Source organism: Streptomyces sp. NPDC001816 (assembly GCF_042892235.1).
Classification (GTDB): Bacteria; Actinomycetota; Actinomycetes; order Streptomycetales; family Streptomycetaceae; genus Streptomyces.
In genome coordinates, this window is the sequence record NZ_JBIATY010000008.1 from 49494 (window position 1) to 65235 (window position 15742).

The 15742-nt window shown below is 72.1% G+C and carries 18 protein-coding genes; 11 read left to right on the top strand and 7 right to left on the bottom strand.

From position 1 onward, the window contains the following. Positions 1 to 120 precede the first annotated feature (120 nt). The 4 genes from ACFYZZ_RS27390 to ACFYZZ_RS27405 all read left to right on the top strand — a co-directional run bounded on the left by ACFYZZ_RS27390 (position 121) and on the right by ACFYZZ_RS27405 (position 3647). Positions 121 to 1050 carry an ABC transporter ATP-binding protein gene (locus ACFYZZ_RS27390; protein WP_389181127.1) on the top strand — a complete coding sequence of 310 codons (930 nt, stop codon included), beginning with the start codon at positions 121 to 123 and terminating at the stop codon, positions 1048 to 1050. Beyond that, a complete protein-coding gene (locus ACFYZZ_RS27395; protein ID WP_386578171.1) occupies positions 1047 to 1787 on the top strand; it encodes an ABC transporter permease in 741 nt (246 codons plus the stop codon). The genes ACFYZZ_RS27390 and ACFYZZ_RS27395 overlap by 4 nt, the downstream gene beginning before the upstream one ends. Before the next feature lie 5 nt (positions 1788 to 1792). Then, positions 1793 to 2971 carry a sensor histidine kinase gene (locus tag ACFYZZ_RS27400; protein ID WP_389181872.1) on the top strand — a complete coding sequence of 393 codons (1179 nt, stop codon included), beginning with the start codon at positions 1793 to 1795 and terminating at the stop codon, positions 2969 to 2971. Positions 2972 to 3032: 61 nt separating this feature from the next. After that, positions 3033 to 3647 (top strand): response regulator, encoded by a 615-nt coding sequence (locus ACFYZZ_RS27405; RefSeq protein WP_386578172.1) that lies wholly within the window; start codon positions 3033 to 3035, stop codon positions 3645 to 3647. Positions 3648 to 3686: 39 nt separating this feature from the next. Here the strand turns inward: ACFYZZ_RS27405 and ACFYZZ_RS27410 are convergent, their stop codons facing one another. Together ACFYZZ_RS27410 and ACFYZZ_RS27415 are read right to left on the bottom strand one after the other, a co-directional pair. Further along, entirely contained in the window at positions 3687 to 4553 is an 867-nt protein-coding gene (locus tag ACFYZZ_RS27410) for a tetratricopeptide repeat protein (RefSeq protein WP_389181131.1), read from the bottom strand. Between the two features lie 29 nt (positions 4554 to 4582). Next, the gene (locus tag ACFYZZ_RS27415) at positions 4583 to 5635 is read right to left on the bottom strand and encodes a GNAT family N-acetyltransferase (protein ID WP_389181134.1); all 1053 of its coding nucleotides are present in this window, start codon (positions 5633 to 5635) and stop codon (positions 4583 to 4585) included. Positions 5636 to 5775: 140 nt separating this feature from the next. Here ACFYZZ_RS27415 and fdxA point away from each other — a divergent pair, with 140 nt between their 5' ends. Both fdxA and ACFYZZ_RS27425 read left to right on the top strand, forming a co-directional pair. Further along, positions 5776 to 6093 carry a ferredoxin gene (gene fdxA, locus ACFYZZ_RS27420; RefSeq protein WP_004926152.1) on the top strand — a complete coding sequence of 106 codons (318 nt, stop codon included), beginning with the start codon at positions 5776 to 5778 and terminating at the stop codon, positions 6091 to 6093. A gap of 135 nt (positions 6094 to 6228) precedes the next feature. Continuing rightward, positions 6229 to 7326 carry a bifunctional succinyldiaminopimelate transaminase/glutamate-prephenate aminotransferase gene (locus ACFYZZ_RS27425; RefSeq protein ID WP_389181137.1) on the top strand — a complete coding sequence of 366 codons (1098 nt, stop codon included), beginning with the start codon at positions 6229 to 6231 and terminating at the stop codon, positions 7324 to 7326. A gap of 268 nt (positions 7327 to 7594) precedes the next feature. Here the strand turns inward: ACFYZZ_RS27425 and ACFYZZ_RS27430 are convergent, their stop codons facing one another. Then, the gene (locus tag ACFYZZ_RS27430) at positions 7595 to 8092 is read right to left on the bottom strand and encodes an ATP-binding protein (RefSeq protein ID WP_389181140.1); all 498 of its coding nucleotides are present in this window, start codon (positions 8090 to 8092) and stop codon (positions 7595 to 7597) included. Positions 8093 to 8369: 277 nt separating this feature from the next. Next, positions 8370 to 9362 carry a heavy metal transporter gene (locus tag ACFYZZ_RS27435; protein ID WP_389181143.1) on the bottom strand — a complete coding sequence of 331 codons (993 nt, stop codon included), beginning with the start codon at positions 9360 to 9362 and terminating at the stop codon, positions 8370 to 8372. A gap of 98 nt (positions 9363 to 9460) precedes the next feature. Between ACFYZZ_RS27435 and dapE the strand changes: the two genes are divergently transcribed. Beyond that, complete coding sequence (gene dapE, locus ACFYZZ_RS27440) at positions 9461 to 10540, top strand: succinyl-diaminopimelate desuccinylase (protein WP_389181146.1); 1080 nt, start codon at positions 9461 to 9463, stop codon at positions 10538 to 10540. Positions 10541 to 10644: 104 nt separating this feature from the next. Further along, complete coding sequence (locus ACFYZZ_RS27445) at positions 10645 to 11403, top strand: TIGR00730 family Rossman fold protein (protein ID WP_389181149.1); 759 nt, start codon at positions 10645 to 10647, stop codon at positions 11401 to 11403. 31 nt (positions 11404 to 11434) lie between these two features. On the opposite strand, the gene folP is transcribed toward ACFYZZ_RS27445, so the two are convergent. Continuing rightward, positions 11435 to 12295 (bottom strand): dihydropteroate synthase, encoded by an 861-nt coding sequence (folP, locus tag ACFYZZ_RS27450; RefSeq protein ID WP_389181152.1) that lies wholly within the window; start codon positions 12293 to 12295, stop codon positions 11435 to 11437. Between the two features lie 138 nt (positions 12296 to 12433). Here folP and ACFYZZ_RS27455 point away from each other — a divergent pair, with 138 nt between their 5' ends. Next, on the top strand, positions 12434 to 12787 hold the full coding sequence (locus tag ACFYZZ_RS27455) for a DivIVA domain-containing protein (protein WP_386578181.1): 354 nt from the start codon (positions 12434 to 12436) through the stop codon (positions 12785 to 12787). Further along, positions 12784 to 13380 (top strand): DNA-3-methyladenine glycosylase I, encoded by a 597-nt coding sequence (locus tag ACFYZZ_RS27460; protein WP_389181155.1) that lies wholly within the window; start codon positions 12784 to 12786, stop codon positions 13378 to 13380. The genes ACFYZZ_RS27455 and ACFYZZ_RS27460 overlap by 4 nt, the downstream gene beginning before the upstream one ends. Before the next feature lie 12 nt (positions 13381 to 13392). On the opposite strand, the gene ACFYZZ_RS27465 is transcribed toward ACFYZZ_RS27460, so the two are convergent. After that, positions 13393 to 14196, bottom strand: a complete 804-nt coding sequence (locus ACFYZZ_RS27465; RefSeq protein WP_389181157.1) for an enoyl-CoA hydratase/isomerase family protein — start codon at positions 14194 to 14196, stop codon at positions 13393 to 13395. A 372-nt stretch (positions 14197 to 14568) separates the two neighbouring features. On the opposite strand from ACFYZZ_RS27465, the gene ACFYZZ_RS27470 reads away from it, so the two are divergent. Next, positions 14569 to 14736: a DUF3117 domain-containing protein gene (locus ACFYZZ_RS27470; RefSeq protein WP_018544333.1), complete on the top strand. Its 168-nt coding sequence runs from the start codon at positions 14569 to 14571 to the stop codon at positions 14734 to 14736. Positions 14737 to 14823: 87 nt separating this feature from the next. Here ACFYZZ_RS27470 and ACFYZZ_RS27475 read toward each other — a convergent pair whose 3' ends face one another. Beyond that, on the bottom strand, positions 14824 to 15522 hold the full coding sequence (locus ACFYZZ_RS27475) for an O-methyltransferase (protein WP_389181875.1): 699 nt from the start codon (positions 15520 to 15522) through the stop codon (positions 14824 to 14826). Positions 15523 to 15742: the final 220 nt, after the last annotated feature.

Genomic DNA, 15742 nt, shown 5'->3' on the forward strand with positions numbered 1-15742 from the left:
GGGGGCGTCCGCCGGGCGCCCCCTGCGCGCGTGTCACCCGAACCGCATGACATCTGTCATCCGGCGCTCGGGACCGCCGACACTGCCGCGTCCAGGGTCCCCACGGCCAGCATGGTGGGCATGACAACGACAGCGGCACCGGCCACCACCACCCCGGTGGTCGGGTTCGACCAGGTGACCAAGATGTACGGGAGCGTACGAGCCGTCGACGGGCTCTCGCTCCGGCTGTACCCGGGCGAGACCGTCGCCCTCCTCGGCCCGAACGGGGCCGGCAAGTCCACCACCCTCGACCTGCTCCTCGGCCTCAAGCAGGCCGACGGCGGCACGGTGAGCGTGTTCGGGACCAGTCCGCGCGAGGCGATCGTCGCCGGGCGGGTCGGGGCCATGCTGCAGAGCGGCGGGCTGATGGACGAGGTCACCGTCGCCGAGCTGGTGAAGCTGGCCTGCTCGCTGCACCCGAAGCCGTACAAGGCCGCCGACGTCCTCGCCCGCGCGAGCCTCACGCAGATCGCCGACCGCAAGGTCAACAAGCTCTCCGGCGGCCAGGCCCAGCGCGTCCGCTTCGCCCTCGCCACCGCGGGCGACAGCGACCTGATCGTCCTGGACGAGCCGACCACCGGCATGGACGTCTCCGCCCGCCAGGCCTTCTGGGCCACCATGCGGGAACAGGCCGACCAGGGCCGTACGGTCCTCTTCGCCACCCACTACCTCGAAGAGGCCGACGCCATCGCCGACCGCGTGCTCGTGCTGCACCGCGGCCGCCTCCTCGCCGACGGCACCGCCGCCGAGATCAAGGCCAAGGCGGGCGCCCGCCGGGTCTCCTTCGACCTGGAGGGGACCATCGACGAGGCGGCCCTGCGCGGCCTGCCCTTCCTCACCTCCCTCGACGTATCCGGTCAGACCGTCCGCATCCAGTCCTCCGACGCCGACGCGACCGTCCACGCCCTGTACGGCCTCGGCGTCTACCCCCGCAACCTCGAAGTCGCCGGCCTCGGTCTGGAGCAGGCCTTCGTCGCCATCACGGAGGCCGAGGAGGCCAAGCAGTCATGAGCAGCCTGATCAAGCTCGAACTCGCCCGCGCCCTGCGCAACCGCAAGTTCCTGTTCTTCTCGGTGATCTACCCCTCGGCCCTGTTCCTGCTCATCGCGGGCAACGCCGACTCCAAGACGAAGATCGACGGCTCGGGCCTCACCCTGCCGACCTACATGATGGTCTCCATGGCCTCCTTCGGCGCGCTGACCGCCGTCCTGATGGGCAACAGCGAGCGCATCGCCAAGGAGCGCGAGAGCGGCTGGGTACGGCAGCTCCGGCTGACCACCCTCCCGGGGCGCGGCTACGTTCTCGCGAAGACCGCCGGCGCGGCCGTCGTCAGCCTTCCGTCGATCGTCATCGTCTTCGTCGTCGCCGCGGCCGTGAAGGACGTACGACTCGACGCCTGGCAGTGGCTCGCCCTCACCGGCGCCATCTGGGCCGGCAGCCTCGTCTTCGCCGCGCTCGGCGTCGCCATCGGCTACCTCGCGACCGGGGACGCGGTCCGCCCGATCACGATGATCACCTACTTCGGCCTGTCGATGCTGGGCGGCCTGTGGATGCCGACCACCACCTTCCCGCAGTGGCTCCAGGACATCGCCAAGTGGCTCCCCACGCACGCGTACGCTGCACTGGGACGGGCGATCGAGCAGAGCCAGGCCCCGCAAGCGCAGGACATCGCCATCCTCGTCGTCTCCTTCGTCCTCTTCGCGGGCGGCGCGGCCTGGCTGTACCGGAAGGACACGCTGAAGGCGTGAGCACCATGACGGAAGGCCCATGGGCCGACGAGGCGCGGCAGGAACGCGTGGTGCGGATCGGCTGGCCGCCCCGCAACCGGCGTGAGCTGACGGTCAAGGTGCTGTGGATCGGCGTCTGGCTGGTGTTCCTCGGCTCGCCGATCCACGACCTGGCCAACGGCCACCACAGCACCAGGGCCACCGTGGCCGGCTCGATCGGTCTCGCCGCCTTCGTCGGGGTCTATCTGTCGCTGGTCTTCCGCAACATGGGGCGGCCGTTCTCCGGGCGGGTCGTCGGCACCCTGATCGCGATCCTCGGCGTCCTCGCCCCGCTGCTGGCCTACACCCTCGGCAGCGCCTGGCTCGGCCTCTTCATCTACCTGTCGGTCGCCTGCGGGGCCACCCTGCCGCTGAGGGCGGCCTACTGGGCCATCCCGGCGTCCGGCGCCGTGCTGTACCTCGTCGGCCTGCACTCCGACGAGAAGGAAGCCCGCGGCCTGGTCCTCCTGGTGATCCTCATCGGATTCGCGATGACCGGCGTCGGCCAACTGGTCCGTACGACCATCGAGTTGCGCAAGGCCCGGGCCACCGTCGCCCAGCTCGCCGCCAACGAGGAGCGGCTGCGCCTCGCCCGCGACCTGCACGACCTGCTGGGCCACTCGCTCTCGCTGATCACGCTGAAGAGCGAGCTGGCCGGCCGGATGCTGCCCGACCACCCGGACAACGCCGCCCAGCAGGTCGCCGACATCGAACAGGTCAGCCGCCAGGCCCTGGTCGACGTCCGCGAGGCCGTCACCGGCTACCGCCGCCCCCGCCTCGCCGCCGAACTCGCCGGCACCCAGGTCGCGCTGGCCGCCGCCGGGGTGGTGGCCGAGGTGCCCGGGGAACCCGACCTCGACGGCATCCCCGAGGAGACCGAGTCCGCCCTCGCCTGGGCGCTGCGCGAGGCGGTCACCAACGTGGTCCGGCACAGCGGCGCCGACCGCTGCGTCGTACAGGTCCTGCGCCGCCAGACCCTGGACGGCCCGGCCCTCGAACTCTGCGTCGAGGACAACGGATCCGGCGGTCCCGGCAACGGCCCGGGCAACGGCCTGACCGGCCTGACCGAGCGCCTGGAGAAGGCCGGCGGCACGCTGGAGGCGGGCCGGGTCAAGCACGGGTTCCGGCTGGTCGCCCGGGTGCCGGCGGCCGCCTCGGCGGACTAGTGCCCCGACGGGCAAACGTTGCCTGCTGGGGCACTAGTACCGGGGCACTAGGATCCGGGGCATGACGAGCACGATCAAGGTCCTGCTGGCCGAGGACCAGTCGATGGTCCGCGAGGCGCTGGCCGCACTTCTCGGCCTGGAGGACGACATCGAGGTCGTCGCCCAGGTCGCGCGCGGGGACGAGGTGCTGGCGGCCGTCGGCGCGCACGGCGTCGACGTGGCGCTGCTCGACATCGAGATGCCCGGCTGCACCGGCATCGAGGCGGCGGCCCGGGTGCACCGCGAGTACCCCGCGGTCAAGCTCGTCGTCCTCACCACCTTCGGCCGCCCCGGCTATCTGCGCAGCGCCATGGAGGCGGGCGCCGACGCGTTCCTCGTCAAGGACGCGCCGGCCGCCCAACTCGCCGACGCGGTGCGCAAGGTGCTGTCCGGGGAACGGGTCATCGATCCCACCCTGGCCGCGGCCGCGCTGGCCGAGGGCGCCAACCCCCTCACCGACCGGGAGCGCGAGGTGCTCCGCGCGGCGGCCGACGGCTCCACCAACGCGGAGCTGGCCCAGGCCCTCCACCTCTCCCAGGGCACGGTCCGCAACTACCTCTCCACGGCCATCCAGAAGCTCGCGGTACGGAACCGGGCGGAGGCGGTGCGGATCGCCCGGGAGAAGGGCTGGCTCTGAGGGCCAGTGCCCCGACAGGCAACGTTGCCTGCCGGGGCACTAGTTGAGCATCGACCGGGCCGTGTGGGCCTGCTGCCGCACCTTCCGGGCAGCCGACTCGTCGACGACCTCGATCAGGTGGGCGTACGTGTCCAGCTCCTTGGCACCCGCCGCGAACTCACCGCGCTGCACCAGCAGCTGACCCCGCTCGTAGCGCAACCGAGCCGGATGCGCGGGCATCAGCAGGCTCAACTCCACGGCCCGCAGCGCGACGTCCGACCGCTCGGGCCGGGCCGAGGCCCACGCCCGGATGTTGTTCAGGATCCGCTGCACGACCTCCAGAGGCGTCGCGGGCACCAGCATCGACGGCTGCAGCGGCGCCCCCGTGGCCCCCACCACGAGCAGCTCGGCATCCGCCCCGGTCAGCACCTTCCCGCCGTCGAACGGATCGGCCAGCACCTGCTCCTGCGCCGCCCCGAACCCGACCACGAAGTGCCCCGGCAGCGCGACCCCGTACACCGGGGCGCCCGCCCGTCTCGCCACCTCCATCCACACCACCGACAGCAGGATCGGCAGCCCGCGCCGCCGCCGCAGCACCTCGTGCAGCAGCGAGGACTCCAGCCGCTGGTAGTCGGACGGGGTCCCGTGGAACTCGTAGCGCTCACCCAGCAGCCGGCACAGCGCCTGCGCCCAGGCCGACGGCCCGCCCGGCCGGTACGGCAGCAGCCCGGCCAGCCGGTCCAGCTCCAGCTGGGCCGCGTCCATCCCGGCCTCGTCCAGCGTCCCGTCCGCCTCGGCACCGATCAGCAGACACAGCGCCGACAGATCCGGCCGCTCCGACCGCGCCTCCTCCCCGAACCGCCGCCGCACCTCGGCGGACCGCTCCGGCGGGGGCGGATACGGAGGCGGAAGGAAACGGTGCCGCATGCCTGGCTCATGCCCGTCCACAGCGATCCCTACGACCGTTCGACGCGAGTGTTCTTCGGAGCCGGTTGAGGGTGCTCGTCGCCGCTCTCCTCCGGCGCCCGGTAGTGGTGGTACGCGTGGTGCGGGGCGAAGCCGAGGTCGGCGTACAGGGCGCGGGCCGCCTCGTTGTCGTCCTCCACCTGGAGCCAGGCCGCCGAGGCGCCCTCGTCCAGGGCGCGGCGGGCCAGTGCGGCCATCACCTCGGTGGCCAGCCCCTGCCGTCGCCGGGCGGGATCGACCTCGACGGCGGCGAAACCGGCCCAGCGTCCGTCCACCACACACCGTCCGATCGCCGCCGGCGGCTCCCCGGCCGCACCGGGCACGGTCGCGAACCACACCGAAGGCCCGCTCTCCAGCACCCGCAGGGCCACCTCGCTCACCCCCTTGCGCTGATACCGCGCGAGCCACGCCTCGTCCGCCTCCCGGGACAACTCCACCCCGGCGCCCTCGGCCCGGTCCGCGACCGGTGCCAGCTCCCCGGTCCACAGCTCGGCGGTCACCTCCCGCACCCAGCCGCGCCGCTCCAGCTCCGCGCACAGCAGCTCCTGCGTGCCCTCGGCGCCGGTGGCGGTCTGCACATAGGCGGGCAGGCCGCGCTCGCCGTACCAGCGTCGTACGGCCGCCAGCGCCGCATCGAGCGGAAGCCCCGGATCACCGAGCGGCAGCACACTGTTGGCCCGCCGCGTAAACCCGCCGGCAGCCCGCAGCTCCCACTCGCCGAGCGACTCGCTCTCCACCGGCCGCCACCCGCGCGCGGTGATCCGCGCCAGCTCCGGATAGCTCGCGGCCGGACCCCGGCGGCGAGCCGGCGCGGCCGGCACCACCTTGCCCGCGACCAGCACGGACTCCGGGATCCGGACACTCTGCCCGTCCCGCCGTGTGATCATGAGCACGCCGTTGTCCCATGATGTGAGAACACCCACCGTGTCGGTGAACTTCTGCTCCGTCACCCCAGGTTCGCTCAAGCGCCGCACGGACACCCGTTTGCCCACGTCAGCAGCGGTGATACGGACCTCGAGGCGCCCTTTCGCCGAGATTTCCACTGGTCAGTTCACCCCTCCTGTATGGATCATGCCCCGGAACGGAGATACTAGGGGCGGGCATCGACGACGCCGCGCTCCCGCGCGCCAGGCGGCGGAGCCTACGGAGGCCCGCCAGCGCCCAATCGAGGAGGAACGACAGCGTGACCTACGTCATCGCGCAGCCTTGTGTCGACGTGAAGGACAAGGCGTGCATCGAAGAGTGCCCGGTCGACTGCATCTACGAGGGCCAGCGGTCCTTGTACATCCACCCGGACGAATGCGTCGACTGTGGTGCCTGTGAGCCGGTCTGCCCGGTCGAGGCGATCTTCTACGAGGACGACACTCCGGAGGAGTGGAAGGACTACTACAAGGCGAACGTCGAGTTCTTCGACGAGCTGGGCTCCCCCGGTGGCGCCAGCAAGCTGGGTCTGATCGAGCGCGACCACCCCTTCATCGCCGCGCTGCCGCCGCAGGCCTAGTGACCGTTTGAGCGGCCGCGGCCGACGGCCGGCGGCCCGCCAACCGCGCCGCCTCGGTCCCGCACGCCCCGATCGCCCCGATCGCGCCGTGCGGGACCGAGGCGTTTGCCGTACCGACGAAAGCGAGCAAGATCCGTGTCCGCAGTCTCCGACCGTCTTCCGACGTTCCCCTGGGACAAGCTTGAGCCGTACAAGAAGACGGCCGCCGCGCACCCGGACGGCATCGTCGACCTGTCCGTCGGCACCCCGGTCGACCCGGTCCCCGAACTGATCCAGAAGGCCCTGGTCGACGCGGCCGACTCGCCCGGCTACCCGACGGTCTGGGGCACCCCCGCGCTGCGTGACGCGATCACCGGCTGGCTGGAGCGCCGCCTGGGCGCCCGCGAGGTCACCCACCGCCACGTCCTGCCGATCGTCGGCTCCAAGGAACTGGTCGCCTGGCTGCCGACCCAGCTGGGCCTCGGCCCCGGCGACAAGGTGGCCTACCCGCGCCTGGCGTACCCGACGTACGAGGTCGGCGCCCGCCTGGCCCGCGCGGACTACGAGGTCTACGACGACCCGCGCGACCTGGACCCGGCGAACCTGAAGCTCCTCTGGCTGAACTCGCCCTCCAACCCCACCGGCAAGGTCCTCGCCAAGGACGAGCTGACCGGCATCGTCGCCTGGGCCCGCGAGCACGGCGTCCTGCTCGTCTCCGACGAGTGCTACCTGGAGCTGGGCTGGGAGGCCGACCCGGTCTCGGTCCTGCACCCCGACGTCAACGGCGGCTCCTACGACGGCATCCTCGCCGTCCACTCCCTCTCCAAGCGGTCCAACCTGGCCGGCTACCGCGCCGCCTTCGTGGCCGGCGACCCGGCGGTCCTCGGGCCCCTCCTGGAGATCCGCAAGCACGGCGGCATGATGACCTCGGCGCCGACGCAGGCGGCGGCGGTCGCGGCCCTGGGCGACGACGAGCACGTCCACGTCCAGCGCGAGCGCTACGCGGCCCGCCGCACCCTCCTGCGCGAAGCCCTCCTGCACCACGGCTTCCGCATCGAACACAGCGAGGCCAGCCTCTACCTCTGGGCAACCCGCGACGAGTCCTGCTGGACCACGGTGTCCCACCTGGCCGACCTCGGCATCCTCGTGGCCCCGGGCGACTTCTACGGCGAGGCGGGCAAGAACTTCGTGCGAGTGGCCTTCACGGCAACCGACGAACGCGTCCGCACAGCGGCAGCCCGCCTGACGAGGTAACCACCGCTGCCGCTGCCGCTGCCGCTGCCGCTGCCGCTGCCGCTGCCGCTGCCGCTGCCGCCGGCGCCGCCACCGCTCCCGCCACGGCAGTGGCTGCCCGCCCCCGCCGCCCCCGCCGTGGGCAGTCGTTCCGCAGGGCGGAACGGGTGGGCACGGCCTGCAGTGCCGGGCGCCGCCCGAACACCGCCCCGCCCCTGCCGACGTAGGCACGCAAAAGCCGACGGGGCCCAGGAACTCCTGGACCCCGTCGGCCGTCAGAGCCAGGCGCTCAGCCGCCCAGCGGCAGACCCTTCGTCGGCAGGGAAGACGTGGGCAGGGACGACGTCGGCAGCCCACCCTTGGTGAGGGACGACGTCGGCAGCCCACCCTTGGTGAGGGACTCCGTCGGCAGCCCACCCTTCGTCACACCGGACGCGGTGTCCCCGAGGGCACCCCCCGCGGTCCCGGTCGCGGAGCCCGCGGCCTTCTGCACCGCAGGCGTCGCCTTCTTCACGGCAGCACCGCCGGTCTTGCCCGCGGCCGGCACCGCCTGCTTGACCGCCTTGCTGCCTGCGTTACCCGCCAGATCGGTGACGTTCTGCGCCGCACCGTCGACGGTGTCGCCGACGTGCGCCCCGTCCAGGGCGGACACACCGCCGAGGTTCGCGGGCGCAGCCGGCAGGTTCGTGGCCGCGCCGGCAGAGCCGGCCGCACCGACCCCGGCGGCCGCTCCCGCTGCGACGAGCAGCGCGGCACGGGCGATCCGGCGGGTCAGAGGGAGGGACATGATGCTCCATTCGACGGGTGGAGAACGGTGACTGTGTCCGGACTCGGACGCTGTGACTACCGACTCGAAGCCGACGAAGGTTGCGGAGGCCAAAGGTAAAGAATGGATAACGCATCGCATTATCGTTTGTGGATAAAAACGGGCAAAGAACGCCACCGCGCGATCCCGCAGAATCCTTACAGCCCTTGATTTCCAAGGCATCCCGAATCCACGCCGAAACCCGCGGGAAAACACGCCCACCCCGAAGCCGTACAACCCGGCCGAGTGAGCCCCCGTACTACTGTCCGGTGATGATCCGGACCGCCCCCGCGGACTTCTCCGCCCCCGCGGTCCCCTGCGCGCCGGCCGTGCGCCACTGACCGCCGTTGCTCCCGGCGGCCCACTCCCGCCCCGCGTACGCCACCCGCTGGATGTGCAGGGACGAGGAGTTGGCCACGGCCCACTGCGCCAGCTGCCAGCCCCGCTCCCGCTCGTCGCGCCCGTCGGCGTCCGTCCTGCGGCCCTCGGGCACCGGCACGGTCACGGTCCGCCCGTGCGCCGTCGCGGTCACGCTCGGGGACGGCGACGGCGACGGAACCTCCGCACCGCCCACCTCCGCCCCGGTCTCCTGCAGCGCGTCCCGCCCGAAGTCCCGCACCAGCGCGGCCCGTACCGCGTCGGGCCCGGTCGCCTCGGCGGTACCCTCCGGGCGCCCGTCGCAGGTCAGCGTGGCCGCCGCATGCCCGGTCAGCGCGGCCGCCAGCAGCGTGGCGTCCGGCTCGTGCTTGGCGTACGCCTCCGGATAGCCGCTGCGCTGCACCCGCTGCGCGGCCACCGTCAGCGGCAGGTCGGTGTAGTCGGGCACCCGGGCCAGGTGCGCGTAGAAGATGCCCGCCGCGTACGCCGGGTCCATGATCTGCTGCTCGGTGCCCCAGCCCATCGAGGGCCGCTGCTGGAACAGGCCCAGGGAATCCCGGTCGCCGTGCTCGATGTTGCGCAGCCCCGACTCCTGGATGGCGGTCGCCAGCGCGATGGTCACCGCCCGCTCGGGCATGCCCCGCCCGGTGCCGACGGCGGCGATCGTCGCCGCGTTCACCGCCTGCTCGGGCGTGAACTCGTACGACGCCCCGTCACCGGCGCCGGAGACCACCCTGCAGCCTCTCGCGCCCGGGCCTCCGGTGACGTACTGCACCACGAGATAGGCGGCGACGCCGGACAGGACCAACAGGGCCGCACCGATACGGACGAGGCGGCCGCGGCGCTTGGGGCGAGTGGGGGACGGCTCTGGCACGCGTACAAGGTACTGGAGGCCTCCCCGCCCCTCACGCCGGGTCCACCGGGTGTAGCGCACACCGAAACCCGGCGTGCGTGCGCGCTAGGGTCAAGGCCATGGCCGACACCTCGCTTGACCTCACGCTGGACGCCGCCGCGCTCACCGCGCAACTCGTGGACTTCCCCTCCGAGAGCGGCGCCGAGAAGCCCCTCGCGGACGCGATCGAGACCGCCCTGCGCGCCCTGCCGCACCTCACCGTCGACCGGTACGGCAACAACGTGATCGCCCGGACGAACCTGGGCCGTGCGGAGCGGGTCATCCTGGCCGGCCACATCGACACCGTGCCGATCGCGGACAACGTGCCGTCCCGGCTGGACGAGAACGGTGTGCTCTGGGGCTGCGGCACCTGCGACATGAAGTCCGGCGTGGCCGTGCAGCTGCGCATCGCGGCCACGGTCCCCGCCCCCAACCGCGACCTGACCTTCGTGTTCTACGACAACGAGGAGGTCGCCGCCGAGCGCAACGGCCTCAAGCACGTCGCCGAGGCCCACCCGGACTGGCTGCAGGGCGACTTCGCGGTCCTCCTGGAGCCCTCCGACGGCCAGGTCGAGGGCGGCTGCCAGGGCACGCTGCGGGTCCTGCTGAAGACCACCGGCGAGCGGGCCCACTCGGCGCGCAGCTGGATGGGCTCCAACGCCATCCACGCGGCGGCCCCCATCCTGGCCAGGCTGGCCTCCTACCAGCCCCGCTACCCGGTCATCGACGGCCTGGAGTACCGCGAGGGCCTGAACGCGGTCCGCGTCACCGGCGGAGTCGCCGGCAACGTCATCCCGGACGAGTGCGTGGTGACCGTCAACTTCCGTTACGCCCCCGACCGCACCGAGGAGGAGGCGATCGCGCACGTCCGCGAGGTGTTCGCGGACTGCGGTGTGGCGGAGTTCGTCGTCGACGACCACAGCTCCGGCGCGCTGCCCGGCCTCTCCCACCCGGCCGCGGCCGCCTTCATCGAGGCGGTGGGCGGCACCCCGCAGCCCAAGTACGGCTGGACGGACGTCTCCCGTTTCTCCGCGCTCGGCGTTCCGGCCGTCAACTACGGCCCCGGCAACCCGCACTTGGCGCACAAGCGCGACGAGCGGGTCGAGGTGGCCAAGATCCTGGCGGGCGAGGAACGGCTGCGCACCTGGCTCACGGCGTAAAGGTTCCCGTACGCCGCTTCATGGCAGACACGCATACGTCCCCCCTCCGTAACCCGCGTAGATCTAGTCTGAATCCGAACTACCGGCAAGCGGAGGGAGCGCACATGGCTACCGGAAACCCCGAGGGGAAGAAGCAGCCGCCGGACGAGCAACGGCTCGGCCCGGTCCTCCGACGGCGCAGTCAGGTCACGGCCAGTACGACCGACCAGCGGCTGCTGGACGCGGGCGGGCCCTCCGACTGGGTCCACACCGACCCGTGGCGGGTCCTGCGGATCCAGTCGGAGTTCATCGAGGGCTTCGGCACGCTGGCCGAACTTCCCCCCGCCATCAGCGTGTTCGGCTCAGCGCGGACGCCGGTGGACTCGTCCGAGTACGACGCCGGGGTGCGGCTGGGCCGAGGGCTGGTCGAGGCCGGCTGGGCCGTGATCACGGGCGGTGGCCCCGGGGCGATGGAGGCGGCCAACAAGGGTGCGCTGGAGGCGGGCGGCATCTCGGTGGGCCTCGGTATCGAGCTGCCCTTCGAGCAGGGGCTCAACCCCTACGTCGACATCGGCCTCAACTTCCGGTACTTCTTCGTCCGCAAGATGATGTTCGTCAAGTACGCGCAGGGTTTCGTCGTCCTCCCGGGCGGCCTCGGCACCCTCGACGAGCTCTTCGAGGCCCTCACCCTCGTCCAGACCCAGAAGGTCACCCGCTTCCCGATCGTCCTCTTCGGCAGCGAGTACTGGGGCGGCCTGGTGGACTGGCTGCACAACACCCCGGTGGCCCAGGGCAAGGCCGCCGAGAAGGACCTGCTCCTGTTCCACGTGACCGACGAGGTCGAAGAAGCGGTGGCCCTGGTCTCGAAGGAAGCAGCCCGCTGAGCCCACCCCCCGGGGGCGCCCGCCCCCGGGGTCAGGCCAGGCCTCGTCTGGCGACCGCGGGGGCCCGGTGGCCGGCGATCGCCGCCACCATGTCGAGCACCTGGCGGGTCTCGGCGACCTCGTGGACCCGGTACACCTGCGCCCCGAGCCACGCCGACACCGCCGTGGTCGCCAGCGTCCCGATCAACCGCTCCTTCACCGGGCGGTCCAACGTCTCGCCCACGAAGTCCTTGTTGGACAGGGACACCAGCACCGGCCACCCCGTGGCGACCATCTCGTCCAGCCGCCGCGTCGCCTCAAGGCTGTGCCGCGTGTTCTTCCCGAAGTCGTGCCCCGGATCGATCAGCACCGACTCCCGGGGCACCCCCAGCGAAACGGCCCGCTCGGCCAGCCCCACGGTCACCTTCAGGATGTCGTCCATGACGTCGTCGTACGTCACCCGATGCGGCCGGGTCCGCGGCTGCACCCCTCCCGCGTGCGTGCACACCAGCCCGACCCCGTACCGCGCGGCAACCTCCGCGAGCCCCGGATCGACCCCGCCCCACGCGTCGTTCAGCAGGTCCGCCCCCGCCTCGCACACCGCCGCGCCGACCTCGGCCCGCCAGGTGTCCACACTGATGATCACGTCCGGGAAGCGGCGCCGCACCTCCGCGACGAAGCCGACCGTGCGCCGCGCCTCCTCCTCGGCCGTGACCTCCTCGCCCGGCCCCGCCTTCACCCCGCCGATGTCGATGATCGCGGCCCCCTCGGCCACCGCCTGCTCCACCCGGGCGAGCGCCGGCTCGTCACGGAACGTCGCCCCCTGGTCGTAGAAGGAGTCCGGCGTCCGGTTCACGATCGCCATGATCACCGGCTCGTGGGGCCCGAATTCCCGCCTGCCCAGCCTGAGCATCCGCTGTGACCTCTCCTAGTACGTCCCGCAGTACGGCCGCCTGCGACCCTAGCTGTCAGACTCGCATGGCACGATCGGAGCCTGACAGATTCAGCTTCCGGCACAGCGTCGGGCGCAAGGAGCGTGGGGACCTCAGCGATGGTTATGTTCTTGTTCCTGGTCATCGCCCTCGCCGTCGTGGTGGCCGCGGTGACACTCGCCGTGGTGAGCGGCGGTGAGAGCGCACCGCTGCCGGAGGCCGCCCCGGAGCGGCTGCAGGACCCGCTGCCCCCGGACCGGCCGGTCGGCAGCGCGGACATCGAGAGCGTGCGCTTCCCGCTCGTCCCGCGCGGCTACCGCATGGCGGACGTCGACGACGTCCTCGCCCGCCTCGCCGCCGAACTCGCCGAGCGGGACGCCCGTATCGCCGACCTGGAGTCCGCGCTGGCCGGCGCCAGAGCGGCCGCCGCGCACGCCCGCCCGGAGCGGCCGGGCCAGGGGGAGCAGCGGTGAGCGACGGGGCCGCCCTCGCCGGGCCCGACGGCGCGCTGCGCTGCCCGTGGGCCCTGTCCACCGAGGACTACGTGTCGTACCACGACGAGGAGTGGGGCCGCCCGGTCCACGGCGACGACGCCCTCTTCGAGCGGATCAGCCTGGAGGCCTTCCAGTCGGGCCTGTCCTGGATCACGATCCTGCGCCGTCGCCCGGGCTTCCGTACGGCCTTCGCGGGCTTCCGGATCGAGAAGGTCGCCACGTTCACGGACGAGGACCGCGAGCGGCTGCTGGCCGACCCGGGCATCATCCGCAACCGCGCCAAGATCGACGCGACGCTCGCCAACGCGCGCGTGCTCGCCGACTGGGCGGAGGGCGAGCTGGACGAGTTCATCTGGTCCCACGCCCCCGACCCGGCCGCCCGCCCGGCCCCGAAGACCCTCGCCGACGTCCCCGCGGTCACCCCGGAGTCCACGGCCCTGTCGAAGGCGCTGAAGAAACGCGGCCTCAGATTCGTCGGCCCGACGACGGCGTACGCCCTGATGCAGGCGTGCGGGCTGGTGAACGACCACCTGGAAGCGTGCGTGAGCCGCACCGACCAACCCGCCCGCTGACCGCGGCCGACCTCAGCGGCCCAGGTACTTCGGCTTCTCCTTGTTCACGAACGCCTGCACGGCGATGGCGTGGTCCTCGGACCGCCCCGCCCGCGTCTGCAGCTCGTCCTCCTTCTCCAGGGTCTCGGCGAGGGAGTGCGTCATGCCGTAGGCCACCGCCTCCTTGATCGCCGCGTAGGCCACGGTCGGGCCCTCGGCCAGGGCCCGGGCCACCTTCTCCCCCTCGGCCCGCAGCTCGGCGGCCGGCACCAGGCGGTTGGCGATGCCCAGCTCCAGTGCGTCCTGGGCGCTGATGCTGCGCGGGAAGAGCAGCAGGTCGGCGGCGCGGCCCGGGCCGACGACCCGCGGCAGCGTCCAGGAGATGCCGGAGTCCGCGGTCAGCGCGACACCCGCGAAGGAGGTGTTGAACGCCGCCGTCTCCGCCACCACCCGGTAGTCCGCGGCGAGCGCGAAGCCGAAGCCCGCCCCGGCCGCGACCCCGTTCACCGCGGCGACGACCGGCTTCGGCGCCCCGGCCAGCGCCTTCACGATCGGGTTGTAGTGCTCCTTGACCGTGCTCATCGTCTGCCCGGACCCCGTCTCACGGTCCGCCGCCAGCAGCCCGATGTGCTCCTTCAGGTCCTGGCCCACGCAGAACGCCCGGTCGCCGGCCGCGGTCAGCAGGATCGCCCGTACGGCGGTGTCCCCGGCCGCGGATTCCGCCGCCTCCCGGAGGGCGACCTTCGTCGCGATGTTCAGCGCGTTCATCGCCTCGGGGCGGTTCAGCGTGATCGTCGCGAGTCCGTCGCTCACCTCGTAGAGCACGGTGTCGGCCATGGCACATCCCCTCCGGTCGTCGCTGGTGACGTACCGCTCAGTACGTCCCTGTCCGAAGGACAGCATGGCGGAGATCGCCGTCCAAGGGCCGGACCCGACGTGTGACCTGCGTCAAAGAAAACCGGAGTGGAGTCGCTCCGAGGGCGTCCGCGAGGTGGCGCAGTATCGCAGCCACATCCCCGAATTGAGTGGTTTTGCTCGCGCGCGTTGCCCAAGCGATGCCGACTGATGTTGGTCATCGGGTCCTGGGATGCGGGATAATGGCTTGGAAGCAATGTGTTCGATGCCGGTGTCGCGCGTCCGCTCCGGACCGCGCGTGCCCTCCCGGGGCCGTCGGCAGACGATGAGCTGGTTTCAGGAAGGGGAACGAGCATGGCGGCCATGAAGCCGCGAACGGGTGATGGCCCGCTCGAGGTGACCAAGGAGGGGCGGGGCATCGTCATGCGCGTTCCGCTCGAAGGCGGCGGTCGACTCGTCGTCGAGCTGACCCCTGACGAGGCCGAGGCACTCGGCGACGCCCTCAAGAAGGTCGTCGTCTGACGCGCCCGCGACCCAGTCCTACCGGCTGCCCCGGCATCGTATGCGGTGCCGGGGCAGCCGCGTTCCCGGACCCCCGCGTCCCGCCCGTCACCGCTTGACGGCGCACAGCAGGCCGTCGCCCACCGGCAGCAGTGACGTCACCAGCTCCTGGCTCTCCCGCACCGTGCGCAGCAGCTCGCGCAGCCGCAGCACCTCCGTGGGCTGCGGTCCCGAGTCGACCGTACGGCCGTTGGCGAATATGCCCTCGAACACGACCAGGCCGCCCGGCCGCAGCAGGCGCAACGATTCAGCGAGGTAGTCCGAGTACTCCAGCCGGTCCCCGTCGCAGAACACGAGGTCGTAGCCGGCGTCCGCGAGCCGGGGCAGCACGTCCAGGGCCCGGCCGGGGATGAACCGGGCCCGGTTGCTGGCGAAGCCGCAGGCGCGAAAGGCCTGCCGGGCGAACTGCTGGTGCTCCGGCTCCGGGTCGACCGTGGTGAGCACCCCGTCGGGGCGCATGCCGTGCAGCAGATGGATTCCGGACACCCCGCAACCGGTGCCGATCTCCGCGACCGCCTTCGCGTCCACGGAGGCGGCGAGCATGCCCAGCGCGGCGCCCGTGCCGGGCGACACCGAGCGCAGCCCTGCCTCCCGGGCCCGGTCCCGGGCCCAGCGCAGCGCTTCGTCCTCGGCGACAAAGGCGTCGGCGAACGCCCAGCTCGTCTGCCGGTTGCCGGTAATGACCCTCTCCTGTCCCCCACTGGATGCCTGGGCGTGACTGTATCCGTTGGTGCCGGGAACCCGCAGATGGGACTGGGCGTTTAAAGGGTTGAGCCGGTGGCCCGGGACGCGACGGGGGGTAAGAGGTGGATCAGGACGCCGAGCACATGCTGACGCAGCCGTATGAGCCGTATCAGCGCGTATCAAATTCTCGTAAAACCGCTTATCCGGAGCTAACGGGCGAGGTGGCTATGGTAGGGGCTCCACTGGACACCACCAGAGCCGACAGGGGAGGTGCGGCCACGCC

Excerpts from the sequence above, each read along its gene's own strand:
- ACFYZZ_RS27390 (WP_389181127.1), top strand. The coding sequence starts at position 121 with ATGACAACGACAGCGGCACCGGCCACCACCACCCCGGTGGTCGGGTTC.
- ACFYZZ_RS27395 (WP_386578171.1), top strand. The coding sequence starts at position 1,047 with ATGAGCAGCCTGATCAAGCTCGAACTCGCCCGCGCCCTGCGCAACCGC.
- ACFYZZ_RS27400 (WP_389181872.1), top strand. The coding sequence starts at position 1,793 with ATGACGGAAGGCCCATGGGCCGACGAGGCGCGGCAGGAACGCGTGGTG.
- ACFYZZ_RS27405 (WP_386578172.1), top strand. The coding sequence starts at position 3,033 with ATGACGAGCACGATCAAGGTCCTGCTGGCCGAGGACCAGTCGATGGTC.
- ACFYZZ_RS27410 (WP_389181131.1), bottom strand. The coding sequence starts at position 4,553 with ATGCGGCACCGTTTCCTTCCGCCTCCGTATCCGCCCCCGCCGGAGCGG.
- ACFYZZ_RS27430 (WP_389181140.1), bottom strand. The coding sequence starts at position 8,092 with ATGTCCCTCCCTCTGACCCGCCGGATCGCCCGTGCCGCGCTGCTCGTC.
- dapE (WP_389181146.1), top strand. The coding sequence starts at position 9,461 with ATGGCCGACACCTCGCTTGACCTCACGCTGGACGCCGCCGCGCTCACC.
- ACFYZZ_RS27445 (WP_389181149.1), top strand. The coding sequence starts at position 10,645 with ATGGCTACCGGAAACCCCGAGGGGAAGAAGCAGCCGCCGGACGAGCAA.
- folP (WP_389181152.1), bottom strand. The coding sequence starts at position 12,295 with ATGCTCAGGCTGGGCAGGCGGGAATTCGGGCCCCACGAGCCGGTGATC.
- ACFYZZ_RS27455 (WP_386578181.1), top strand. The coding sequence starts at position 12,434 with ATGGTTATGTTCTTGTTCCTGGTCATCGCCCTCGCCGTCGTGGTGGCC.
- ACFYZZ_RS27465 (WP_389181157.1), bottom strand. The coding sequence starts at position 14,196 with ATGGCCGACACCGTGCTCTACGAGGTGAGCGACGGACTCGCGACGATC.
- ACFYZZ_RS27470 (WP_018544333.1), top strand. The coding sequence starts at position 14,569 with ATGGCGGCCATGAAGCCGCGAACGGGTGATGGCCCGCTCGAGGTGACC.